This window comes from Vreelandella hamiltonii, from assembly GCF_014651795.1.
Lineage (GTDB): Bacteria > Pseudomonadota > Gammaproteobacteria > Pseudomonadales > Halomonadaceae > Vreelandella > Vreelandella hamiltonii.
On the sequence record NZ_BMXO01000001.1, the window covers coordinates 297,776 to 319,245 of the forward strand.

17 protein-coding genes and 1 pseudogene are annotated in these 21,470 nt (G+C 61.7%); 9 read left to right on the plus strand and 9 right to left on the minus strand.

The window, feature by feature from the left end; all coding sequences use genetic code 11:
• Positions 1 to 103: 103 nt before the first annotated feature.
• From IE061_RS01540 to IE061_RS01560, 5 genes are all read right to left on the minus strand, one after another.
• Positions 104 to 952 carry a 3-hydroxybutyryl-CoA dehydrogenase gene (locus tag IE061_RS01540; protein WP_144981758.1) on the minus strand — a complete coding sequence of 283 codons (849 nt, stop codon included), beginning with the start codon at positions 950 to 952 and terminating at the stop codon, positions 104 to 106.
• Positions 949 to 2,598 carry an acyl-CoA synthetase gene (locus IE061_RS01545; RefSeq protein WP_193460782.1) on the minus strand — a complete coding sequence of 550 codons (1,650 nt, stop codon included), beginning with the start codon at positions 2,596 to 2,598 and terminating at the stop codon, positions 949 to 951. The genes IE061_RS01540 and IE061_RS01545 overlap by 4 nt, the downstream gene beginning before the upstream one ends.
• A 42-nt stretch (positions 2,599 to 2,640) precedes the next feature.
• Positions 2,641 to 4,014 carry a solute carrier family 23 protein gene (locus tag IE061_RS01550; RefSeq protein WP_193460783.1) on the minus strand — a complete coding sequence of 458 codons (1,374 nt, stop codon included), beginning with the start codon at positions 4,012 to 4,014 and terminating at the stop codon, positions 2,641 to 2,643.
• Positions 4,015 to 4,180: 166 nt separating this feature from the next.
• Positions 4,181 to 5,971 carry an acyl-CoA dehydrogenase gene (locus IE061_RS01555; protein ID WP_193460784.1) on the minus strand — a complete coding sequence of 597 codons (1,791 nt, stop codon included), beginning with the start codon at positions 5,969 to 5,971 and terminating at the stop codon, positions 4,181 to 4,183.
• A gap of 114 nt (positions 5,972 to 6,085) precedes the next feature.
• Positions 6,086 to 7,456 (minus strand): MFS transporter, encoded by a 1,371-nt coding sequence (locus tag IE061_RS01560; protein WP_100731634.1) that lies wholly within the window; start codon positions 7,454 to 7,456, stop codon positions 6,086 to 6,088.
• Between the two features lie 421 nt (positions 7,457 to 7,877).
• Here IE061_RS01560 and IE061_RS01565 point away from each other — a divergent pair, with 421 nt between their 5' ends.
• The 4 genes from IE061_RS01565 (at position 7,878) to IE061_RS01580 (ending at position 10,090) form a co-directional block, all read left to right on the plus strand.
• On the plus strand, positions 7,878 to 8,267 hold the full coding sequence (locus IE061_RS01565; RefSeq protein WP_016914602.1) for a VOC family protein: 390 nt from the start codon (positions 7,878 to 7,880) through the stop codon (positions 8,265 to 8,267).
• A gap of 117 nt (positions 8,268 to 8,384) precedes the next feature.
• A complete protein-coding gene (locus IE061_RS01570) occupies positions 8,385 to 8,780 on the plus strand; it encodes a DUF4870 family protein (RefSeq protein WP_039176557.1) in 396 nt (131 codons plus the stop codon).
• A 3-nt stretch (positions 8,781 to 8,783) separates the two neighbouring features.
• A complete protein-coding gene (locus IE061_RS01575; protein WP_039176560.1) occupies positions 8,784 to 9,716 on the plus strand; it encodes a lysophospholipid acyltransferase family protein in 933 nt (310 codons plus the stop codon).
• Between the two features lie 11 nt (positions 9,717 to 9,727).
• Positions 9,728 to 10,090, plus strand: coding sequence for a DUF4870 family protein (locus tag IE061_RS01580; protein ID WP_039176564.1), 363 nt, complete (start codon positions 9,728 to 9,730; stop codon positions 10,088 to 10,090).
• 37 nt (positions 10,091 to 10,127) lie between these two features.
• On the opposite strand, the gene IE061_RS01585 is transcribed toward IE061_RS01580, so the two are convergent.
• Positions 10,128 to 11,537, minus strand: coding sequence for a mannose-1-phosphate guanylyltransferase/mannose-6-phosphate isomerase (locus IE061_RS01585; RefSeq protein WP_193460785.1), 1,410 nt, complete (start codon positions 11,535 to 11,537; stop codon positions 10,128 to 10,130).
• A complete protein-coding gene (locus IE061_RS01590) occupies positions 11,534 to 13,156 on the minus strand; it encodes an alkaline phosphatase family protein (protein ID WP_193460786.1) in 1,623 nt (540 codons plus the stop codon). The genes IE061_RS01585 and IE061_RS01590 overlap by 4 nt, the downstream gene beginning before the upstream one ends.
• Before the next feature lie 193 nt (positions 13,157 to 13,349).
• Here IE061_RS01590 and IE061_RS01595 point away from each other — a divergent pair, with 193 nt between their 5' ends.
• The 4 genes from IE061_RS01595 to IE061_RS01610 are packed head-to-tail and all read left to right on the plus strand — an operon-like array spanning position 13,350 to position 18,416.
• Entirely contained in the window at positions 13,350 to 14,879 is a 1,530-nt protein-coding gene (locus tag IE061_RS01595; protein ID WP_193460787.1) for an OpgD/OpgG family glucan biosynthesis protein, read from the plus strand.
• Entirely contained in the window at positions 14,872 to 16,830 is a 1,959-nt protein-coding gene (gene mdoH / locus IE061_RS01600) for a glucans biosynthesis glucosyltransferase MdoH (protein WP_193460788.1), read from the plus strand. The genes IE061_RS01595 and mdoH overlap by 8 nt, the downstream gene beginning before the upstream one ends.
• Positions 16,831 to 17,610, plus strand: coding sequence for an FkbM family methyltransferase (locus IE061_RS01605; RefSeq protein ID WP_039176583.1), 780 nt, complete (start codon positions 16,831 to 16,833; stop codon positions 17,608 to 17,610).
• Between the two features lie 35 nt (positions 17,611 to 17,645).
• The gene (locus IE061_RS01610) at positions 17,646 to 18,416 is read left to right on the plus strand and encodes a creatininase family protein (RefSeq protein ID WP_193460789.1); all 771 of its coding nucleotides are present in this window, start codon (positions 17,646 to 17,648) and stop codon (positions 18,414 to 18,416) included.
• Positions 18,417 to 18,497: 81 nt separating this feature from the next.
• On the opposite strand, the gene ribA is transcribed toward IE061_RS01610, so the two are convergent.
• Positions 18,498 to 19,601, minus strand: coding sequence for a GTP cyclohydrolase II RibA (gene ribA, locus IE061_RS01615; RefSeq protein ID WP_039176589.1), 1,104 nt, complete (start codon positions 19,599 to 19,601; stop codon positions 18,498 to 18,500).
• Between the two features lie 193 nt (positions 19,602 to 19,794).
• On the opposite strand from ribA, the gene IE061_RS01620 reads away from it, so the two are divergent.
• The gene (locus IE061_RS01620; protein ID WP_230478363.1) at positions 19,795 to 20,529 is read left to right on the plus strand and encodes a RibD family protein; all 735 of its coding nucleotides are present in this window, start codon (positions 19,795 to 19,797) and stop codon (positions 20,527 to 20,529) included.
• Positions 20,530 to 20,640: 111 nt separating this feature from the next.
• Here IE061_RS01620 and IE061_RS01625 read toward each other — a convergent pair.
• Positions 20,641 to 21,453, minus strand: a pseudogene (locus tag IE061_RS01625) (lysylphosphatidylglycerol synthase transmembrane domain-containing protein); the annotation flags it as partial.
• Positions 21,454 to 21,470 lie beyond the last annotated feature (17 nt).

The following is a 21,470-nucleotide window of genomic DNA, read 5'->3' on the forward strand; positions in this document are numbered from 1 at the left end:
TCCTTAATTGTTATCGCGCGTAGAAGTGGTTACCACTCAACCCTAGCGAACGCTTGGTTGGGTGGCAATCACTTCTTTTGTCGCCCCTTAAGCTCGCAGCCTGCTATTCGTAGATATAGAACCCACGCCCACTCTTGCGGCCCAGATAGCCTGCGGCCACCATGCGCTTGAGCAGCGGGCAGGGGCGGTACTTGGGATCGCCAAAACCTTCCTGCAGCACTTCCATGATCGCCAAGCACACATCCAGGCCAATCAAATCCGCCAGCGCCAGCGGCCCCATGGGATGGGCGGCACCCAGCTTCATGGCGTCATCGATGGCTTCCGGCGTGGCGGTGCCTTCCTGCACGATAAACGCGGCCTCGTTGATCATCGGCACCAGCAAACGGTTCACGGCAAAGCCTGGCGCATCGCCCACCGGCACTGCGGTTTTGCCCAGCGCCTTGGTCAGCGCTTCGATGCGCTCTACGGTGGCATCCGAGGTCTGCTCGGCGCGGATCACCTCGACCAGCTTGAGTACCGGCACCGGGTTGAAGAAGTGCATGCCTACCACCCGCTCAGGGCGCTCACAGACCGCCGCCAGCCGAGTCAGTGATAGAGACGACGTGTTCGACGCCAGAATAGCGTCGCTGCTCAAATGGCTGAGATCCCGAAACAGCTTCTCTTTCAATGCGGGCTGCTCGGGGGCAGCCTCGATGATCACGCTGCAGTCGCTGAGCGCATCCAGCGCCGTGGTGGTCGAAAGCCGAGCCAGCGCTTCCTGCTTGTCCTCTGCCGTCATCTTCTCTTTGGCAACGAGCTTCTCGAGCCCTTTATCGATCGCATTTTTGGCGCGGGTGAGCTGCTCATCGGCGACATCGTAGAGCCTCACGTTAAAGCCACTCGCGGCCACCACTTGAGCAATCCCCTGCCCCATGGTGCCTGCGCCTACCACGCCAATCCGCTGTTCGCTCATCGCTGTTCCCCTGACTGGTGCTGTCTGGCTTCTTCACGCAGCACGAATTTTTGAATTTTGCCCGTGGACGTTTTGGGCAGTTCGCTAAAAACCACCGTTTTCGGCACTTTAAAGCTCGCAAGATGCTTACGGCAGTGGGCAATGATATCCGCCTCGGTGACTTCGCCGTAGCCTATTTTCAGTTTGACGAACGCGCAGGGCGTTTCGCCCCACTTTTCATCCGGCTTCGCGACCACGGCGGCCTCTTCCACCGCTGGATGGCTGTAAATGGCATCTTCGACTTCAATGGTGGAGATGTTTTCACCGCCCGAGATGATGATATCTTTCGAGCGGTCTTTAATCTCGATATAGCCGTCGGCGTGCCATACCGCCAAGTCGCCCGTGTGGTACCAGCCGCCCTCCAGCGCTTTTTCCGTCGCCTCGGCGTTTTTGAGATATCCCTTCATCACGTTGTTGCCGCGCATCAGGATTTCGCCGATGGTTTGGCCATCCTTGGCAATGGGTTCCAGCGTGACTGGATCGGCGACGCAGAGCGCTTCCAGCATGTGGTAGCGCACGCCTTGGCGTGACTTGAGTTTGGCCCGCGACTCCAGCGGCAGCTCGTTCCACGCCTCGCGCCAAGCACATACCGTGACCGGGCCGTACACCTCGGTAAGCCCGTAAACGTGGGTCACTTCGATGCCCAGCTTTTCCACCCCTGCAATCACCGAGGCAGGCGGCGCGGCACCGGCGGTGGTCACCTTCACCGGATGATCGAACACCCGCTTCTGTTCGGCGGGCAGGTTCACCAACCCATTGAGCACGATCGGCGCACCGCTAAAGTGAGTGACGCCCTCTTCAGCGATCAGGTCAGTAATGCGTTTGGGGTCTACCTTGCGTAAGCAAACGCTGACGCCTGCATTGGCGGCAATGGTCCAGGGGAAGCACCAGCCATTGCAGTGGAACATCGGTAGCGTCCACAGGTAGACAGGATGGTGCGGCATGGCCCACTCGAGAATATTGCTCACCGCGTTCAGGTAGGCACCGCGATGGTGATATACCACCCCTTTGGGTTTGCCCGTAGTCCCCGACGTGTAATTCAATGAAATCGCCTGCCACTCGTCGCTGGGCAGTTGGTAAGCGTACTCCGGGTCGCCCTCGACCAGCAGCGCCTCGTACTCCAGCTCGCCAATGCCTTGGGTCTCACCCAAAAACTCCGGGTCGGCCACGTCGATGATCAGCGGCTTGCTCTCCAACGTGGCCACCGCCGCTTGAATCACCTCGGCAAACTCAGGATCCACCAGAATCGCCTTGGCTTCGCCATGGGCCAGCATATAGCGGATGGCATCGGCATCGAGGCGGATATTCAGGGTATTCAGCACGCAGCCCGCCAGCGGCACACCGAAGTGGGCCTCGAACATTGCGGGTACATTGGGCAGCATGGCCGCCACTGTCTGGCCCGGCTGAATACCGCGTTTTTCCAGCGCGGATGCGAGCCTACGGCAGCGTGCCCAGGTCTCTGCCCAGGTGCGGCGCGTCTGGCCATGCACCACGGCCGGGTAATCGGGATACACCGCCGCCGAACGCTCGATGAACGTTAGAGGGGAAAGCGCCACGTGATTGGCCGGTGTGGGGGGTAAGTCCTGCTCGAAAATTGAAAGACTCATACATTACCTCATTAATTAACGAAAACCTGAAAAGGCCTATTGTTAGTGGTTGTCATGACGTTCAAGGTCGCTATCAGAACGAGGCTCGCGTCCGAACATGTTCTGCTTTTGTACAAGCACATAAAGCACGACACCAGCAGCCAACCCCCACCCTGCCCCATACACAGCAAGCACAACTGCCATAGTGCCCGCCACGCCGCGCTCTGCCGTATTTTTAGTTTGCTCTATACCAACCATCAAGCAAATATACCCAGTGAGCAGTAACGTTAAAGATAAAGCTATCGGCAGCACGGGTTGAAACATACTTACTAACGGTAGAGTAAAGAGCGCAATGAACCCCGTAATCCAGAAAGTACCTCCTCCGCTGTAAATCGACTCCATGGCATTGCGACCATTTTTGTAACGCTCAGCCATTGTGGCTGTCACCGCTGTCCAGATGGGGCCTGCCAACCCAGGATAGGGAGCAAAGAAAGCATGTATACCATTACGAATAGCAGTGACATGGTGAATGCGATCCGTGCTGTAATCGATTTTTTCATCCGTGCGTATATGGTCAACACGAGACATCAGCGTACGACCCACGACGATGTCACCAAAAGCAATGACATAAGCAATCACCGCGGTAGGCAGCGCCAGCATAAACACATCAATGCCTGGAAAGCCGACACTAAAGGGCAGGTAGGCCCACATATCTGAAAAGTTGGGTTGCGTCACCCCCCACTCAATGCTTGGACGTGGATACTCGCCTATTGCCCAAGCAATCAAAATAGCGACCACCATGCCGGGCACCATTCCATAATTAGCAATCCTGCGTACGACCAGGTGGTCGGCAACCCAGCGTTTAAACGCTACGGAAAACAGCATAAAAATAGCAATCAGCATACCTGCAATCAAAGAAACTGGCGTTTCTGCCAAGCGCCCACCTTGCTGTATCTCGCCTGTAATTGCTGCAATACCAGCCCCGATAATGATCCCGGCCTGTAGTGAGTTAGGCACCAGGTGCACCAGCTTTCGCCCGAGCCCAGTAACACCTAAAAAGAAGAAAATCAAAAACACTAAAAACTGTAGCGCAAACAGAGCCTGAATGGCTTCATCACCCGGTTCAAAGTCACCTAAAAAGACCAGCACCACCGGCACTGCGGGGGTAATCCAACCTGGCACCATAGGCACCCCAAGTAATGCTGGCAGCATAAATCCAATACCACAAACCACCACGAAGGCTAACGCTATATCGTAAGGCAGGCCCAGGTACTGCTCCAGCAACGGTATCATGGCAAGGCTAACCACAAACATTATTAGCCCTTGGATCATTTCAGCCATTTCCCATCGGTAATGAACAAATGGTAGGCGGACTTTAAATGGCCCTAAAGGCCAGTAGGGCTGCTCTTCTCCATGTTGGCGATGTTTCAACTGCATAAAAACTCCTTGGTTATAAATATTGTTAATTTTTAAGATGCAAGGCCGGAATGAAGCATTGATTTTCAGTGAAAATCAAAACGACCGTTTCATTGTTATTAAAAGTTAAACGCCGACCTTAACGGTCGGCGAAGTTGCCATGGAAGTAGATAGCAAAGCGTCAACGTCACTGCTGACTATCGAAGTCGCTCAAACACTGCATGCCGGCCTCGATCACCACGCGCTGGGCACGCCCGACCGGCAGCCACTGGTGGATGACGAATTCGGCGCTGCACAGCTTGGTGCGATAGAACGGGTCGTCGTTGCCTTGAGTAATGGCTTGCTGGGCGTGCAGCGCCGCCTGGCCCATCTGCCAAGCGCACAGCACATGGCCCGCCAGGTTCAAGAGAGGCGTGGCGTAGGCTTGCACGGCATCCGGCCCCTGTTCAGGGTGGCTACCCTGCTCCAGCACGATCTCCATGGCGGCCTGCAGGTCGTCAGCGGCATCGCTCAGCAGCGGCCCCATGGCATTCAGCCGCGTACTCTTGCCCAGGTCGTCAGCGGTGTTGCGTACCTCGGCCAACAAGGCCAGCAAGGCGGCACCACCATCGCGCTGCAGTTTGCGGCCTGCCAGGTCCAGCGCCTGGATGCCGTTGGTGCCTTCATAGATGGGCGCGATGCGGGCATCTCGGAGCAGCTGGGCAGCACCGGTCTCTTCCACATAGCCCATGCCGCCGTGCACCTGAACCCCCATGGAAGCAATGTCCACGGCCTGGTCGGTAGAGAAACTCTTGACGATAGGAATCAGTACATCTACACAGGCCTGGGCCGACTGGCGCTCGGCGTCATCGGCCGCATGACGGGCAACATCCAGCTGGCCAGCGCAGTAGAGGGCCAGCGCACGCAGCGCATCGGTACGGGCACGCATGGACAGCAGCATACGGCGCACATCGAAGTGGTCGCTGATGGTGCAGTCGCTGCCGCCACGCTGCTTGGGTGAACGCCCCTGGGTGCGGTCATTGGCGTAGGCAAACGCGTGCAGGCAGGCGCGCTCGGCCACACCAATGCCCTGAATACCGACCTTATGACGCGCCTCGTTCATCATGGTGAACATGTGGTTGAGCCCGCGCCCCTCCTCCCCCACCAGATAGCCCACGGCGCCGCCGTTTTCACCAAAGCTGAGAGTACAGGTGGGCGACCCGTGAATGCCGAGCTTGTGCTCGATGGAGGCGCAGGTGACATCGTTACGCTCGCCCAGCGAGCCGTCGTCATTGACCAGGAACTTAGGCACTAAAAAGAGTGAGATACCCTTATTGCCTTCCGGGGCATCGGGCTTACGGGCAAGAACGAGGTGAATGATGTTTTCGGCAGCGTCGTGCTCGCCCCAGGTGATGTAGATCTTTTGACCGCTGATGCGGTAGTGATCGCCTTCTGGAACGGCTTTGGTACGCACCTTGGAAAGGTCCGACCCCGCCTGGGGTTCGGTGAGGTTCATGGTGCCGGTCCAGGAGCCCTCGACCAGTTTGGGCAGGTAGGTCGCTTTTAAGGCATCGCTGCCGTGATGGGCCAGCGCCTCGATGGCACCGGCGGTGAGCATCGGGCACAGCCCTAACGCCATGTTCGCGCCGTGGAGCATCTCCTGCACCGCACTGGCCACTACTTCGGGCAGGTTCTGACCGCCCAGTGCTTCAGACACGCCAATGCCGTTCCAACCACCCTCCACATACGCCAGGTAAGCCGCCGCGAAGCCTTCGGGGGTGGTGACGCTGCCATCGGTGTGACGCTGGGCTCCCTGACGGTCTCCCGTACTATTGAGCGGCCCCCAGACGTCACCTGCCAGCTTCGCAGCTTCTTCCAGTACGGCTTCAACGAGATCCGGCGTGGCTTCTTCAAACCCAGGCAGCGCCAAGGAGCGGTGCGCCAGCATCTCTTCCAGCACAAAGCGCAGATCGCGGACCGGCGCGGCGTAGTAATTCATGGCAAAACCTCGGACAAATACGGAGAAATAGTAAAAACACTATCGTCGATAGTAGTTTCACTACTTCCAGCGCACCATTAGCCCAAGGTCTCACCTGATAGCCGCTTCAGCGGCTTATTTGCGCACCTCGGTTTCTACGTCGTCGTAATAAGTGATGTGGCTTTCGTCTTCCTGGGGTGGCCCCACTACCGGCTCGGCGACCTCTACTTCCGGCACCACATCGGAAAGGTCTTCCAGATGCTCATGCTCAAGCGCCCCCTGCACTAGCTCTTCGGTGACCACCAATTCAGCACCGGCAGCGGTCATGGGCGTCGTAGCGGTAAACGGCGCCACGGGGACCGGGGCCGGGCGCACGCTGCGGCGCCACGTGAAGAACAGCACGAAGAACAGGCTGAGCGAGCCAAAGGCCCAGAACAGTCCGGCATCGCCCATGGCGGTCATCACCGGCGAAATCATCAGCGGGCTGATGGTGGCCCCGATGGAGTTGATCAGCAACAGGCCCTGGCTCATGCGCACCAGCGCCCCTGCGGGTGCACGGTCGGCGGCGTGGCTCACGGCCACCGGGTAAAGCGCAAATACGCCCCCACCCAGCAGGAACAGCAGCGCGACCAACAAAGGAGTAGAGAGCGGTAGCCAGAGCATGGCTGCCGAGATCACCACGCAGAACGCGCTGATGCCGATCAGCACCATCTGGCGGTCGTGGCGGTCCGACCAGCGGCCAATGGGGTATTGCAGCAGCATGGCGCCAAGAATCACCACCGCCATCAGTTGCCCCACCTGATTGACACTCATGCCGATACGCTGGAGATAGAGCGGCAGCAGCGTATAAGCCGCCGCCACCACCATGCCCGACCCCAGGCTGCCCATCACACCGGTCGGGGTCATGGTGATCAGCCGGTGCGGGGGTAGCGGCTCGGCGTGTTCTATGAGCGGCGATACGCGGGGAATCATGGCCATCGGCAGTACCGACAGCGACGCCAGCAGGCCGATCACCATGAAGGGCGCGGTGTCACCCATGGCGCTGGTCACGCCCAGCATCAGCTGGCCCAGTACGCCCGCGGCATAGAGCGCGATCATGTACAGTGCCAGCAGGCGGCCACGCACTTTCTGGTCGCCCGCAGTCAACAGCCAGCTCTCGATGACCAGATAGACCCCTACCGTGGCCCAACCGCCCACCAGGCGCAGGGCAAACCACGCCCAAGGGTCGAAGAACAACCCCTGCAACAGCACGGTGACGGCCACCAGCGATGCAAAACTGCCGTAAGCACGAATATGGCCAATGCGCAGCAACAGGCGATCATTGAACATGGCCCCCAAGGCCAGGCCAATGAAATAGGCAGACGACACGATACCGATCACCGTGGCCGACTCGCCCGCAGCGTCCAGTCGAATGGTGATCAAGGTGGCGAGAAAACCGTTGCCAATGCCCAGAATGAACAGCCCGAGTAGGGGCGCCAGCGCCATGGCCAGCAGTTGCCGCGACATGCGTACCTCACATTGCATTGAGTATGAATCGATGGCCGTTTGTACGCCTATCGCACCGGCAGGCAGAAAACGGGCGCGCAATTATTGCTGCCAGTGGCATAAAGTCAATGCTTTTTCAGCCCCATGCCCAGCAGTCTGGTGTTTTTGATAACTGAATGCTTCCTTGGCAGGAAATTCATCTGCTCCAAGCCATTGAATGACGTTTGGTGCCCTTCCCAAAATAGCTGCCCGGCGCCCATCGCGCGACCCATGTGTCCCTTAAACCCCACATAGCCATGCAACCGTGGCAAACTGATGACATTGTCGATGACCCAGTCATGGCCTTGCGACTGCGCGATGGTCGTGCGACTGCCGCCGACATGGCGGGCAGCGTCGCATCATCGTATTCTCTGGTTTTACGTTTGTATTTAAGGAAAGAGGCATGCTTTCAGGTCTGGACCATCTTGTTGTAACCGTGACCGATATGGGTCGCGCTGTGGATTTTTATTCCCGTGTGCTGGGTCTGGATGTGCGTTATCGGGATGCCCAACGGGTCGACCTGTTGCTGGGTGATACGGCCCTGCGCCTGCATCAAACCGACACTGACATTGCCCCGGTGTCGGCCACCCCAACGCCTGGCAGCCTGGACTTGTGCCTGCGCTGCCAGCTGCCGCTGGATGAGTTCAAGCAGCACCTGGACGCGCTCGAAGTCGATGTGGAGCTGGGTCCGGTCGCCCGCCAGGGAGCCAACGGCCCCATCGAATCCCTCTACCTGCGCGACCCCGACGGCAACCTGCTCGAAATCTGTCGCCCAGCAGCACGCCAGCCCTGAGCCAGACCGCCATGCTGGGCGGGTCGACGGGTGATAAGTCGCCCTGCCCACGCTATCATGGCGGGCTAACAGGGTATCCGCTGGATGCTATCGTCGAATCGAAAAGAAGGAACGCCCATGCGTGACGACACCCCCATCGAAGGTGAAGTGGTCAACCGCACCGACACGCCTGAAATGCCCTCACCGGCCCCCGACACCACCATGGCCATGGTGATCTATGCCCTTTATCTGGCCAGCTTCGTGGTGGGCTTCACCTCGGTCATCGGAGTGATCATTGCCTACGTGTATCGTGGCAAGGGCCCTGTCTGGCTGGACGAACACTACCGTTATCAAATTCGTACGTTCTGGATCGGGCTACTGTACGGCAGCATCGCCACGCTGCTGACGCTCATCCTCATCGGCTTCCCGCTGCTGCTGGCCTTTGCCGTGTGGTTTATCGTGCGCTGCGTCAAAGGCTTCAAAGGGCTGCAAGAGAAGCGCGCGCCCTCCAACGTCGACAGTTGGTTGCTGTGATCCATGAGTGAACCGTTACACACTCGCCGGGCGCAGTATCAGGCCCGTGCCATCGCCGGGCTTTGGCGCATGCTCTCCCGCTGGCCCGTCACTCGGCTATGGCGCATTGCAGCCTTCATGGGGCCTCAGATCTACCGCTTCAGCAAGCGTGAGCGACGCGTGACCGAGCTGAACCTGGCGCGGGTTTTTCCAGACCAGTCCGCTCAGCAGCGCAAGGCGTTTGCGATTCAGAGCCTGCAGCACTCCACGGCCACCATGCTGGAGCTGGGCCACGCCTGGATGGCGCCTCCCGAGAAGGTGGAAGCCAGCATTCTGGCCGTGCACGGGCGCGACAAGCTGGACAGCGCACGGGCCGAAGGGCGCGGCGTCATCGTACTGGCGCCCCACTTTGGCAACTGGGAAGTGCTCAACTTCTGGCTCTCCAGCCACTTCCCGTTCACGGCCATGTACGAACCGCCCAAGATCGCTGACCTGGAAGCCATTACGCGCCACGGCCGGGAGCGCATGGGCGCACAGCTGGTGCCGACCAACCCACGTGGCGTCGCCGCCCTGCTGAAAGCCTTAAAGCGCAGCGAAGCCATCGGCATCCTGCCCGACCAGGAACCCGCCTGGGGCAGTGGCGTATTCGCGCCGTTCTACGGGCACGAGGCCTACACGGCCACCTTGCTACCCAAGCTGGTCGCTCGGACCCAGGCTCGCGTGGTCACGGGAGTGGCACGACGTATTCCCGGCAAGGGGTTCGAGATTCACTTTCTGGATGCCGACGAACGGGTCTACAGCGAGGACGACACGCTGTCAGCCACCGGCGTCAACGCCAGCGTGGAAGCTTCGATTGCCCTGGACCCACCCCAGTACCAATGGGAATACAAGCGCTACCGCAAGGTCGTGGAGGAGCAGCAAGGGCTCGCCAACGCCAACGATTTCCGCCTTTATTGAACGAGAGTGGCATGACCGAATCTTCCCCCCACCCGCCTAACCCGCCACAGGATACGCGCCCGCCGCAGATCGTCTATGCGCTGTATCTGGCCGGGCTGGTCACCGCCAACATCACCCTGCTGATAGGTGTGATCGTAGCGTATGTGTACCGTCGCGAGGCAGCGCCCTGGCTGCAGGCCCACTACCGCTACCTGATCCGCACGTTCTGGATCGGCAGCCTCTATTTCCTGGTCACGTTCACCTTGACCCTGCTGTTTCTCGGCGCGCTGCTGTGGCCGCTGCTGGCCCTTTGGCTGGGCGTGCGCTGCACGCTTGGCTGGCTGGCGGTACGCAAGGGCCAGCCCCCGGCAAGGCCTGGCAGCTGGCTGTGGTGAAGAAGCATCTGGCTGTGTTGAAGAAGTAACGGCGGGCTCAGTCGTCGCTGTGGCGCGCGTAAACATCGTCCAGCCGTTCGATGTCATCTTCGCCCAGGTAGCTGCCGGACTGCACCTCGATCAGCTCCAGCGGGATCTTGCCCGGGTTCTCCAGGCGATGCAGCGCCCCTATCGGGATGTAGGTCGATTGGTTCTCGCTGACCAGAAAGGTGCGCTCCTCCACGGTGACCTTGGCAGTGCCGCTCACCACCACCCAGTGCTCGGCGCGATGATGATGGCGCTGCAACGACAGCCGTGCACCGGGGCGCACGGTAATGTGCTTGACCTGATAGCGCTGGCCGCTGTCCATGGCCTGAAAACTGCCCCAGGGGCGGTGCACCAGCGGTGACGAGCAGGGCTCGCGCCGTCCTGCCGCGCTCAAGGCCGCCACCAGTTGCTTGACCCCCTGCGCATGATCGCGGCGAGCCACCAGCACGCTGTCCGACGTTTCCACTACTACCAGGTCTTCGACGCCCAGGGTTGCCACCAGGCGATGATTGGCCACCACCAGCGAGCGCTGGGTATCCCGCAATACGCCGTCACCGGTCACCACGTTGCCCGCCGCATCAGGGGTGTGCGTGGCCATCAGCGCATCGAAGCTACCGATGTCGCTCCATCGCGCGTCCAGCGGCACGACGGCGGCCCTGGCACAGTGCTCCATCACCGCATAGTCGATGGACTCGCTGGGACAGCGCTTGAAGGAGGCCTCGTGCAAGCGCAGGAAATCGAGATCGTGGTGCGCCTCGTCTACCGCTGCCTGACAGGCCGCCAGCATGTCGGGCTGTAGCCGTGCCAGCTCGGCGAGATAATCCGAGGTCCGCAGCAGGAACATGCCGCTGTTCCACAGCGTATTGCCTTCGGCCAGCAGGGCCTTGGCTTTTTCAAGAGGGGGCTTTTCGATGAAGGCGTCCAGATGGTGGCCATCTCCCAACGCCGCGCCGCAAGCAATGTAACCGTAACCGGTTTCCGGATGAGTCGGCACGACGCCAAAGGTCACCAGATAACCTTGCTCAGCCAACGGCGTGGCCCGCCGCACGCTGTCGGTGAACGCGGCCACATCGCCAATCACATGGTCGGCGGGCAGCACCAGCAAAAGCGGGTCGTCCCCCGTCTGGCGTGCCAGCAGCGCGGCACAGGCGATGGCCGGGGCCGTATTGCGCCCTTCCGGTTCCAGCACTACCTGCCCCTGCTGGCCAGCTTCGCGAAGCTGCTCGGCCATCAAAAAGCGATGCGCATGATGGCCCATCAACATGGCGGGCTGTGCGGTGATGTCCGCAAGCCGAGCCAGTGTCTGCTGTAACAGGCTTTGCTCGCCGGTCAGGCGCAAAAACTGCTTGGGCATCTGTTCCCGGGAAAGCGGCCACAGCCGTGTACCGCTACCGCCGCTGAGAATGACGGGTTGAATCATGGTGTCGTCCTTGGTGTCGTCCCCGGTGTCGTACCTGGTAACGGTTCCGCTGCGCCAAAATCTTCTTGCAGCCAGTGGCGTAACTGGCTCATGGGTGGGGCATCGAAGGTGGCTGACAGGTCAGGCAGCATGCCGTTCACGAAGCCACGCGCCATGAAAGGGGCCAACAGTTCAGGGTCGCCGCTGACGATATGCACCGGCACCGCCGCGCTGGCGTTTTCTCCGGTAATCAAAGGCGCCGCCTGGTGGTCGCCCAAGGCAATCAGCAGGGTTTGCTCATCGGCCACCCGCTCTGCCCAGCGCCCGGTGACTTTCACAGCGTAGTCCACAGACCAGGCATAGTGGTCACGAATACGCTCGATATCGCGCCAGATCACATCGGGCGGGTCGGCCGCGTTCTCCCACGGGGCAAAAATCGACCCATCCCCCACCATCGACCAGTTCTCCAGCACGGGCAGGATGGGCGTCCAGGGGGCATGGCTGGAGATCAACGCAATCTGGGCAAACACCGGGGAGCCCCCCAGCAAGTGGCGCTGGGTATAGTCCAGCGTGAACTGGTCGGGCATGGTGACCCAGTTGAGTGGAGGCCCGGCGTAAGGCATGTCCCTGGCAGCGACGATCTGGTCGAAACCGTAGGCTTCGCCTTCGGGCCAGGCCAGGGTGATGGCAGGCATCACGGTCAGCGTGTGCTGGCCCGTGGCGCGAAAGTCATCGATCAACGTAGGGTGGCCGCTATTGAGCATCAGCCGATACCACAGCTGGTTGTCGATCCAGCGGCCGCTGAGCGTGGTGGCGTGGGCCAGCCACGACTGCCCGCCACGAATCGGCGCATCCATCAATCCGGACACCACCGATAGCCCGCGTTGTGCCAGGCGCGTCTCGATCTCGGCCAGAGTAGCCAGAATCTGACGGTTGTAGCGCGGGTCATCCAGCGCCGTGACGCCGTAGGACTCGATGAAGGTCAGCAGCACATCGCGCCCTTCCAGCCCAGGCAACGCCTGGGTGGCCATGGGCGAAGCCTGCAGCTGTTCGCTGAAGGCCAACCTTGCCTGATGGGTCGAGATCACCTGCTGCCACTGAAAACGTGCCGTATGCACTACTGGCAGCGTAGAATGGGGCACCCAGCGGTAGCGGTTTGCCTCCAGCAGCAACAAGCCCGCAGCCACCACCAGAACGCCCAGGGCAAGCTTGCCCTGACCGCGCGCCAGCGAAAGCGGCACTCTGGGCAGCAACAAGCGCAGCAACCCCCACACGCCCACCAATAGCACCACCAATGCCAGTAGCATCAAGCAAATAGCCGCAAGTTGGCCTACATTACCTACAAGCAGGTGGTAAACGGAACGCACCAGCGGCACGTCGAGATACAGGTTCAACGAACGACCAAAAGCGGTGTGGGTAGCAGCATCCCCAAGATTGATGAGCGTGAACAGGGCCAAGGCGCTGACGACCGTCACGCCAGCGGCACGTCGCCAGCGTCGAACAGGAAGCAACCACAGGGCGGGTACGAGCACCCAGGCTTCCCAGGCCAGCAGTGGCGCCCCCCAAGTGCCAAAGCGCCACCACAGTGGCATGACCAGTAATGTATTGACCACGCAGATAGCTAACAGGAGACGCAGCATTGATACCTCATGGCCAGTTTAAAGAAAGGTCGATCAATGGATGGAGGCAGTAGGACTTGGCCCACTCAACGGATTCTCGCACTCCGTCACACCCCATTGCTAAACATGACTTGTTAAGCGTATAGCTTTTGTTTAATTATTTCATACCACATTGTGCTGTCGTCTTTGAGTTGACCACGAAAGGAACTCGATAATGGGCTGTCGTACCGCTGCAAGCTGGATCATGTCGCTGGGCTGGTTGTGTTCTGTCTCTGCCATGGCCAGCCAGGAACAAGTACTTTTCGACTCTATCATAGCGCAGGCCCAGCAGTTGGCCGAAGCGCCCTATCAGGCACCCGAAGCCACCCTGCCGGAGGCGCTGCAATCGCTGGACTATGACGGTTATCGGCAGATTCGCTTCGATCCGGAGCGCGCCTACTGGAAAGACGAAAGCCCGTTCAGCCTGCAGCTTTTTCACAGCGGCTTTCTGTTTCAAACGCCGATCACGCTGAATGTGCTGGATGGCGAGACGTTGTCTCCCTTGGCATTCACCAAACAGGACTTCACCTACGACGGTGCGGCCAGCGAACTGCTGGAGCATGACCTGAGCGGCAGCGGTCATGCCGGCTTCAGGCTCCACTACCCTATCAACGACCCGGACTACGCGGACGAATTTGCGGTGTTTCTGGGCGCCAGCTACTTCAGGCTGGTAGGCCAGGGGCAAGCGTATGGGCTCTCCACACGGGGCCTGGCCATCGATACCGCCTCCGAGCGGGGGGAGGAGTTTCCGGCGTTTCGTGAATTCTGGCTGGTCAAGCCCGGGCAGGAGGACGAGAGTGTTACGCTCATGGCGCTACTGGATAGCCCATCGCTGAGCGGCGCCTATCGCATCACGCTGACACCCGGTGAACAGACCGAAGCCGAGGTGGAAGCCGAGCTGTTTGCTCGCAGCGACGTGGCCAAACTGGGGGTTGCCCCACTGACCAGCATGTTCACTTTTGGGGAGGCAACGGCTCAACGACCCGACGACTTTCGCCCTCAGGTACACGACTCGGATGGGCTGCTGGTTCACACCGGCCAGGATGAGTGGATATGGCGCCCGCTGCAAAACCCCTCGGCCCTGCGTATCTCCGCGTTCATGGACCATGATCCACAGGGGTTTGGCCTGATGCAGCGAGAGCGCCACTTCGATCGTTATCTGGATCTGGAAGCTCACTATCATCGTCGCCCCAGCCAATGGGTCGAACCGATTGGCGACTGGGGGGAGGGCCATGTCGAGCTGGTCGAGATCCCCACGCCGGATGAAACCCACGACAATATCGTTGCCTACTGGGTAGCCGATGCGCCACTGAAGGCGGGTGATTCACGCAGGCTTCACTACCGCACCTATACGCTGAACACTCAGCCCGAGCAGCACGCTCTGGGCCGCGTGATTCGCACGCGCCAAGGCAGTGCTGCCGTCCCTGGAGAAGCCGATTCTGCGTCTGCCGACCAGCGCCAGCTGGTGGTCGACTTCATGGGCGGCCCCCTGGAAACGCTGGCCGAGGATGTCGTACCGGAGCTGGACATCAGCGTACTGGACGGCGAAGCCCAGCTTCCCCAGGTGAAGCGGCTACCCGACCATGGCTGGCGGGCCACCTTCCGTTTGCCCTCCGATCGCCCCAGCGATATACGCCTGCGCCTGACCCACGACGGGGAGCCACTGACCGAGAGCTGGAACTACGTATGGTATCCCGATGCCTAGTTCGACGTCTCTTGGCCCCCTCATTCCCTGGCTGAATGCCCGCCGTACGCTGCTGGCCACGCTGGTCATCGGCACCAGCGTGGTTGGCTGCCTGGTCATGGCCAACGTGGTCGCCAACCTGGCGCTCGGCTGGCGCATCGTCATGCTGGTGCTGTTTGGGCTGACCTTCAGCTGGATCGCCCTGGCCTTCTGGGGAGCGGTATGCGGCTTCATCTTGTGCAGCCTGCGGCTGGACCCTCTGACCTTGAAACGTCAGTCTCATAGGCCAGCCCTCAATGCGCTATCCAGCAAAACGGCCTTGATCATGCCGATTTATGCCGAGCCCCCCATCCCCACTCTGGCCGGTCTCGAAGCCACCTGTCGCTCGTTGCTCCAGGAAATGAGCAGCAACCCTCACTATGCAGCCACCCCGTTACAAGCGCATTTCGAGGTGTTCATCCTCAGCGACACGCAGCAGGCTGACCAGGCCGCCGAAGAGGCCGCCCATGTGGCCGCCTTGCAGCAGCGGCTGGCTGGCCAGGTGGCCGTGCACTATCGGCGGCGGCCGGACAATCGCGGCCGCAAGGCGGGCAATATTGCCGAGTTTTGCCGTCGCTGGGGGCGGCGCTACGACTACATGATCGTGCTGGATGCCGACAGCCTGATGAGCGGCACCACCTTGCTGCATCTGGTGCATCAGATGCAGCGCTACGCGGGCGTAGGGCTGATCCAGACCGTCCCCTTGCCGGTAGGTCAGCGCACCCTGTTCGGCCGCTTCATTCAGTTTGCGTCGGCGCTGTACAGCCCCATGCTGGCGGCAGGTCAAAGTTTCTGGCAGGGCGACGCCGCCAACTACTGGGGGCACAACGCCATTATCCGCACCCATGCCTTCATGGCCCATGCCGGGTTGCCGACCCTGCCTGGCAAACCCCCGTTGGGCGGTGAATTATTGAGCCACGACTTTGTCGAGGCCGCCCTCCTCAAGCGGGGCGGCTGGCAAGTGCTGCTGGATACCTCGGCCACGGCCTCCGCCGCCTCGCCCCTGCCCTTGGCAGGCAATCACAGCCTCGAAGCGATGCCCAGCAACCTGCTGGATTTTGCCAAGCGTGATCGGCGCTGGCTGCAGGGCAACCTCCAGCACCTTCGGCTGCTGACCGGTGCCGGGTTTCACCCGATTAGCCGATTGCACTTTCTGTTTGGTGCCTTCGCTTATCTCTCATCGCTGGTATGGCTTGGGCTCTTGCTGTGCACCAGCTTCATGGTGGGTTATCAGGCCATCGACAACGGCGCGCCTCCGCTCTTGCCGCACAGTCTCTCCCTTGGCCTGCTCAGCGTGACGCTCGGCATGCTGCTGGCGCCCAAGATACTCGGCCTTGTGCTGGCGCTGTGGCAAGCCCCCCGCGCCTTCAATGGCCGCCTGGCTCTCATCACCAGCACGCTGCTGGAAATGCTCTTCGCCGCCCTGATCGCACCGTTGATGATGGCGTGGCATAGCCTGTTCATCATCAATGTGTTGATCGGGCGCGCCATCGATTGGCAGACCCAGCATCGGGGCGAGCGCTCGCTGAGCTGGCGGGAAAGCTGGCGGCACACTGGCTGGATGACGCTGTGCGGCAGCCTCTGGGCAGGCTTGATGATCCTTTTTTCACCCTCGGCCTTTGGCTGGCTGACACCTGCCTGGCTTGGCCTGGTCGCGGCAGCTCCGCTGGTAAAGTACTCCAGCAGCGGCACCTGGGGCGGGGTGGCCAGCCAACGGCTGGGGTTGCTGCATATCCCCACCGGCTGCCCGACCCCACCCCTGCTGCAAGACTTCGCCGACCTGTGCGCACGTCACTCCCAAAGTCTGATCGTCAGTGGCTCGGCCACCCCCAACCAGCCGCCACGGGAGCAGTTCGGTGACATGCCCAGCCAACCGTTGAAGGCCTTGTCCTCGCGCCGAAACGCCGCTTCCCGTGCCAAGGAGCCTCATTAAATGCCTTCATTGACCCTGGCACCGCTGCGCCGCGCAGGCGGCATGGCTCGCTCGCTGTTCATTTACTGGCGGCCGGGGCGGCAGCGCAGCCTGCAACGCCTTTATCGCCCCTTCATCGCGCCTGGCGACATTGCCTTCGATGTGGGTGCACACCTGGGAGATCGCAGCGCGGCATTTCAAGCCCTGGGGGCCAGGGTCATTGCTCTGGAACCCCAGCCAGCGCTAGCCAAGTGGTTTCAGCGCTTGCTGAAACGCCCTGACATCACCCTGCTGCCGCTGGCCGTGGGGCCTCAGCTCGGCGTCGCCGAGATTGCCATCAGCGAAGGCAACCCCACCCTGTCCACGCTGGCCAACGACTGGCGCCATCAGGTAGGCGAGCGCAACCCCGGCTTTCATCACGTGCGCTGGGAGCAGACTCTCCAGGTCGACATGACCACTCTGGACGCACTGATCGAACGTTATGGCACTCCGCGCTTTATCAAGATCGACGTGGAAGGCTTCGAGGCCGAGGTACTGCAGGGGCTCCATCACCCCGTTGCGGCCCTCTCCGTGGAGTTCGTGGCGGGCATGCTGGAGGTCAGCCACGCCTGCCTGGAAGAGATACAGCGGCTGGGGGAGTATCGCTTCAACGCCATTGCAGGCGAGCGCCGCCGATTCCTCTTCGAGCAGTGGTTAACCCCAGAGGCCATGCAACAATGGCTCGCCCAAGGAGCGGGACAGTTGGCGTCGGGGGATATCTACGCCTGCCGCCACGACCATCCGATACTCACCGACGCCTAGCACTCAGCCGTACCGATCACCTTGAAGAGACTGTTATGGTTCATGAATGGCAACACCTGACCGCACCCAAACTTCAGGCCCTGGCCCAGCATCAGCCCATCGCCCTCATCACGCTGGGCGCCATCGAGCAGCACGGCACCCACCTGCCCCTGGGCACCGACCTGATGATCGGCGAGGGCCTGCAGGCGGCCATGCTGGCGCAGCTCCCCGACGACATCGAGGTGCTTTGTCTGCCCCCCATGGCCATCGGAGCCAGCGATGAGCACGCCAGCTTTTCAGGCACCCTGAGCCTGCCCGCCAGGCTGGCCATCGAGACGTTGGAAGCCTACGGCGACAGCATTGCCCGGGCGGGCATCCACAAGCTGGTGATGATCAACAGCCATGGCGGCAACAAGGCCGTGATGGACCTGGCGGCCCTGACTCTGCGCCAGCGCCACGCCATGCGCGTGGTCAAGGCGACCTATACTCGGCTGCCGCCGCTGGAAGGTGCCCTGGCCGCCGATGAGCTGCGCCATGGGCTGCACGGAGGGCTGCTGGAGACCTCGATGATGCTGCACCTGGCCCCCCAATGGGTAGACACCGAAGGGTATACGCCCACGCCCCCCGCCACGCCTCCCGAAGGTGGCCTGCTGGGCGCCGAAGGCAGCGCGGCCTATGCCTGGTTGGCAGAAGACCTGAGCCCCCACGGAGTGGCGGGCGATGCCCGTGGCGCCAGCGCCGACCTGGGCGAACGATTGGTGCGCCACTATGCGGGCCTGCTGGCCCGCGTGGTGGAAGAAACCGCTCGACTGCCCGCCCTGAACTGACTCTCTTGACCATAAAATGCCGCTGGCCGGGTGCTGGCTCAGCGGCAACGATTAAGTGTTCAGCGGTTGACGCCTGATGCTTCAGTGGCCACGGCTCTCCAGCACGTCGTCCAGAAAATGTCCGGCCCGGTTGGCCTTGGCACTCAGGTAGCGATGGTTGTGATCGGTCACGCTGCCATACAGGGCCTGACGCGAGACTACCTCGATCCCCCCTTCCCGCAAGGCCGCCATTTTCAGCGGGTTGTTGGTCAATAGCTGTACCTGATGAATCGACAACGCATTGAGCATATCCACCGCCACCGCGTATTGCCGCTCATCATCGCCAAATCCCAACACCTGGTCGGCGTCCACGGTATCCAGGCCACTGTCTTGCAGGGTATAGGCGCGCAGCTTGTTGGCCAGGCCGATACCCCGCCCTTCCTGGGCCAGATACAGCAGCACGCCACCGCCCATCCCCTGGATATCGGCCACGGCATTACGCAACTGCTCACCGCAGTCACAGCGCAAGCTACCGAACAGGTCACCGGTCAAACAGGCAGAGTGCATGCGTAGCGGCACGGGGCCTTGCTGGGCTTCGGGCTGGCCGATCACCACTGCCACGTGCTCGCGCAGGCCATCGGGCTCGCGAAACAGCACGAAGCGGCTATGCGGCGCGTCTTCCAGCGGTATGCTGGCTTCACTGACCCGCTTGAGCATGCCGGGCGCACCGGCTAGGCACTGCAGGGCTTCTTCGGCACTGACTTCCAGCAGCTGCCCCTGGCGCACCTGCTCGGCCACGGCATGGCTGGCCTGCTCGCTCACGTCAGCGGTGAGGGCTGCAGGCACCAGCAGCGCCCGGCGCATCAGGGTGACGGCACCGCGCTCGGCCGCGCCTGCGGGTTTCAAGCCGCTCAGCAGCGCGCTCGAACGCGCCTGACCAGGCGCCAGGGCCAGCTGGTGCAGCTCATGCTCGCCGATCTGTTCGGCCAGTGGCAGGCAGGCAGCGTCGGCCTTGAGCGACAACCCCATGGCCTCCAGCCGATGGCGGGTCAACACCATGGCCGGACGTGAGCCCGATAGCGCCGCCAGCGCCGCCACCGAGCGGCTACCCTCCAGCGCTTGCACCAGCAAGCGCTGCTCACCACTGCGAATCACGACAGGTAAACCACGGCGAATATCAAAAATGGCGCGTTCAATGTGATACATGTAGGCCTCCGGATTGCCTAGTCGTCTGAACAAAGGTCACTTGCGTTGCGCTACCTGGCCCCGCATGATCAATGGGTGTATCCAATAGGGAAGTGTTATGCCCGACTCCAGTTCTTCTGCTCGATACTCCCCGGCCCTCGATGATGAGGCGGCCTGGGAATGGTTGATCGCGTTGAGTGCCACGGCACGGCGCATGACCGAGGCGTCTACTCTTCCCCCTGAGGCCCAGACGCCACAGGCCGCTGGGCCGGACGTTCAGCAGTGGCTCGATTGCCTGACCCCGCTGGCCGCCAGCCCACAATGGGTGGTCGCGCAGCTGGGCCAGAGCCTGGATGGGCGTATCGCCACGGAAAGCGGCCATTCCCATTACATCAACGGCCCTGAAAGCCTGGTGCACCTGCACCGGCTGCGCGCCCTGGCCGATGCCGTGGTGGTGGGCGCCGGCACCGCTGCGGCCGACAACCCCCAGCTCACCGTGCGCCATGTCGATGGGCCCAACCCGGTTCGCGTGGTGCTGGACCCGCGCGGTCGCGTGCCCACCACCTTGGCGCTGTTTCAACCAGGCGACGTGGCGACGCTGCACATCACCGGGCCTCAGGTAGCCCCGCTGAACAGCGCTGCCGAGCAGTGCTGCCTGCCGCTGAATGCCCATGGTCAATTTCAGCCCCACGATGTCATTGCGCTGCTGGCAGAGCGCGGATTGCACCGCGTTCTGGCGGAAGGTGGCGGCATCACCATTTCCCAGTTCATCGAAGCCCAGGCCGTGGATCGCCTGCACCTGCTGGTGGCCCCGCTGTTGATTGGTTCGGGGCGGCCCGGGCTGGTGATGACCCCCATCGACACCCTGGAGCAGGCGCTGCGCCCCACGATGCGCTCGTTCCGATGCGGCGCCGACACGCTGTTCGACGTCGAGCTGCGCCGCTCCTGACGCGGCAGCCCCCATGGCCCCTTCACTCGAAGAGGCCGGGGAGCTTGCCGGGCTCGCTTGGCCGCGCCGAGCCAGTGCCACGGGAATACCCGGCAGGCTGGACAGCAGCACCAGCACGCCATACGCCAGCGAAATGGCCACGCCCTGCGCAGGCGGCATGCCCACCAGCATCCATAAACCTGCTGCGGCGCCTTCGCGTACGCCCCACCCGGCTACCGAGAGCGGCACCAGCATGGAAAGCAGCAGCACCGGTGCCAACGCCAGCAGTTCAAAGGCAGGTATTGGGCTACCAATGGCCCTGGCCGCGCACAGCATGACCACGCCATAGCTGATCACGATGGTCAGCGACGAGCTCAGTTGCAGGGGCCATACGCGACGCTGAAACAGCCCACGACGCAGGTCGCGCCCCAGGCTTTGGCACCAGCGCGGTAGTGCCAGCCGTTGGCGACGCACCCAATGTATCAATAGCGCAAGCCCTGCCATGCCCAGCAGGGCACCAGCCGCCAATGACATCAACACCACAGGCCCCAGCGCAGCGTGCCACGTTGGCGATGCCAGCAGTGCTGCCAGCGTGAGCAGCGCCACGGCCACCTGACCAGACGCGCGCTCGATCACCACCGCTCGCCAGGCGCTGCCACGGGAAGTGGTCTGGCCCGCATGGCGATGCGCGCGCCCGGCATCTCCCAGCACCCCGCCTGGCAGCAGCTGATTGACCAACAACGCCAGGTAGTATTCACGCAGGGCGTAGCCAAAACGCAGCGGCACGCCGATCAGCCCCGCCGTAAGCTGCCAGCGCCACGCACTGAGCATGACCTGCAGCACGCTGATGGCCAGCGCCAGAACCATCCAGCCCAGCGAGAAGCGCTGCACTTCGGCCATGATATCGGCAGGTTCGACCCACAAGGCAACTGCCAGCAGCAGCATGCCACTGACCAGGCAAC

Coding starts and splice junctions, on each gene's coding strand:
- ribA (WP_039176589.1), bottom strand. CDS start 19,601: ATGTATCACATTGAACGCGCCATTTTTGATATTCGCCGTGGTTTACCT.
- mdoH (WP_193460788.1), top strand. CDS start 14,872: ATGCCTAGTTCGACGTCTCTTGGCCCCCTCATTCCCTGGCTGAATGCC.
- IE061_RS01620 (WP_230478363.1), top strand. CDS start 19,795: ATGACCGAGGCGTCTACTCTTCCCCCTGAGGCCCAGACGCCACAGGCC.
- IE061_RS01545 (WP_193460782.1), bottom strand. CDS start 2,598: ATGAGTCTTTCAATTTTCGAGCAGGACTTACCCCCCACACCGGCCAAT.
- IE061_RS01550 (WP_193460783.1), bottom strand. CDS start 4,014: ATGCAGTTGAAACATCGCCAACATGGAGAAGAGCAGCCCTACTGGCCT.
- IE061_RS01585 (WP_193460785.1), bottom strand. CDS start 11,537: ATGATTCAACCCGTCATTCTCAGCGGCGGTAGCGGTACACGGCTGTGG.
- IE061_RS01590 (WP_193460786.1), bottom strand. CDS start 13,156: ATGCTGCGTCTCCTGTTAGCTATCTGCGTGGTCAATACATTACTGGTC.
- IE061_RS01570 (WP_039176557.1), top strand. CDS start 8,385: ATGCGTGACGACACCCCCATCGAAGGTGAAGTGGTCAACCGCACCGAC.
- IE061_RS01555 (WP_193460784.1), bottom strand. CDS start 5,971: ATGAATTACTACGCCGCGCCGGTCCGCGATCTGCGCTTTGTGCTGGAA.
- IE061_RS01595 (WP_193460787.1), top strand. CDS start 13,350: ATGGGCTGTCGTACCGCTGCAAGCTGGATCATGTCGCTGGGCTGGTTG.
- IE061_RS01565 (WP_016914602.1), top strand. CDS start 7,878: ATGCTTTCAGGTCTGGACCATCTTGTTGTAACCGTGACCGATATGGGT.
- IE061_RS01560 (WP_100731634.1), bottom strand. CDS start 7,456: ATGTCGCGGCAACTGCTGGCCATGGCGCTGGCGCCCCTACTCGGGCTG.
- IE061_RS01575 (WP_039176560.1), top strand. CDS start 8,784: ATGAGTGAACCGTTACACACTCGCCGGGCGCAGTATCAGGCCCGTGCC.
- IE061_RS01605 (WP_039176583.1), top strand. CDS start 16,831: ATGCCTTCATTGACCCTGGCACCGCTGCGCCGCGCAGGCGGCATGGCT.
- IE061_RS01610 (WP_193460789.1), top strand. CDS start 17,646: ATGGTTCATGAATGGCAACACCTGACCGCACCCAAACTTCAGGCCCTG.
- IE061_RS01580 (WP_039176564.1), top strand. CDS start 9,728: ATGACCGAATCTTCCCCCCACCCGCCTAACCCGCCACAGGATACGCGC.
- IE061_RS01540 (WP_144981758.1), bottom strand. CDS start 952: ATGAGCGAACAGCGGATTGGCGTGGTAGGCGCAGGCACCATGGGGCAG.